Raw genomic sequence first — 1,693 nt, 5'->3', positions numbered from 1 at the left:
CACTACGTGTCCACGATTTGCGGGCAACCCCACGAGGCGCTAAAAGGTGGGGCGAGCGCCAAAAGGTAGTGCCGGTTGCGGCTTGCTGTTAGCCATGATCAGAGCGTGTAGGTACGTGACGCAAAGACAGGATCCGCCGCCATACACTACTCCGATCTGGTGACAGTCCACGCCCGCTTGACCTACCGGCTGACCAGCTTCCTCCTCGAAATCTCGCCGCCGGGGACAGCGTCGAGTGGATGGACGCATTCCGCGCCCAACGTCACGCAAACATCGTCTTCACGATCACCGAGTGGGAGCAGTACTGGCTGGGTACGCGTGTGGATCCGCGAACATTAGAAACGGATATAATACTGACAAGCACAGCTGTGCATCCCCTATTTGAATGAACAAGGAGTCAAGAATGAAGTTATATTCTATTTACAGTAAACTGCTTAATTCAGAGTCTTACATAGAGCTGATGAATAGCGATAGAACGGAAATACAATTTTATTTCTTATATGACGAAGGCGAACTAAATACGAAACCTAAATTTAGAGGACAGGAAGGTTTCAGTACTAATAATATTAAACTTACCGATAAATATGACAGCATAGATAGTCTGTTGGTCTTTTCTACTGATTTTTATGAAAAAATGAGTCTTCTACTCGAAGGCGAAATGCAGTTTTCTGAAGCAGAGCTGATGATAGGTGGTGAAATCATTAATTGTTATATTGGGAAAATAACCAACATTCAAAGCATTTTAAACGAAGAGAAATCAGAATATGATGAGTGGCTAGGGGATGAAGATGAGCCTTTTGTAGAAACGCCGGTATTTATGAAGGAGATTCACAATACTGTTTATTGCGTTAGAAACACATCCCGACAACATATCGTAGGATTTACAGAGTTGTTTAAACAACAGGTAGAACAAAAAGGTTTAAAAATTGATTTTCAAGAGGTTAACCAATAATTTATTCGACTCTCTGATTTAACGGGACCTAATCAATGCCATAAGGAACATTAAACCTAATGAAGTGCAGCTCATACGCGATGAATAACTAACGACGTGATCGGTGCCGCACAGAATCCTTCAAAGATTTCTTGACGACGAACCAAGACGCTGCGGGAGTGGAAATCCGTCTTGCCGGTGGGGTCACACATCGAGTTCCAATTCAGAATTGAGCCAACCACGGACACAATGCCCATGTTCAAAGTCGCCCACTCTCAGTGGGCCCGCAAAGAAGCTGTAATCTGCCCGCTGTTTTACGAGCAAGGTCGTGCGGGCTGATGATGCCTGACTGGATGAGTCGCACAATGAATGTGCCCGTTCCCGTGAACGGGTCAGGCACAAGGGGCTGGCGGCCACCTCAGGCAAACGCGAAGGCGACGGCACGACGCCCATGGGGCAATACCGCATCCCCTTCACCTTTGGAACCAAAGTAAAACCCAAGGGCACCAAAATCGAGTACCGCCGCGCCGACCGCAACGACCAGTGGGGTACACGGTCTGGCTCACCCCACTACAACACGTGGATGAGCGCAACCTGAAGTGAACTGAAGAACCAGTAGAGGTGCGGGGTGTGGTGGAGGTCGGAACCTATCAACCCCACACCACCTCGGCGCGCGGGTTTGTTGGTGCGTTACTGGCGCGGGTGCCCTGCGCAGTTGGAGGGTTACCGGCTCTTCCGGTTTCGGGGTGCGTAGCGGGGTGA

General features: G+C 49.0%; 1 protein-coding gene. It reads left to right on the top strand.

What is annotated here, in order from left to right; translation table 11 throughout:
- Nucleotides 1-403 precede the first annotated feature (403 nt).
- Entirely contained in the window at nt 404-952 is a 549-nt protein-coding gene (locus HMPREF2932_RS02495; protein WP_049154941.1) for a hypothetical protein, read from the top strand.
- The last annotated feature ends 741 nt before the right edge of the window (nt 953-1,693 follow it).

The organism is Corynebacterium sp. HMSC074H12, from assembly GCF_001813755.1.
Classification (GTDB): Bacteria; Actinomycetota; Actinomycetes; order Mycobacteriales; family Mycobacteriaceae; genus Corynebacterium; species Corynebacterium hiratae.
This window is presented reverse-complemented; position numbering and strand designations above follow the sequence as displayed.

Coding starts and splice junctions, on each gene's coding strand:
- HMPREF2932_RS02495 (WP_049154941.1), top strand. CDS start 404: ATGAAGTTATATTCTATTTACAGTAAACTGCTTAATTCAGAGTCTTAC.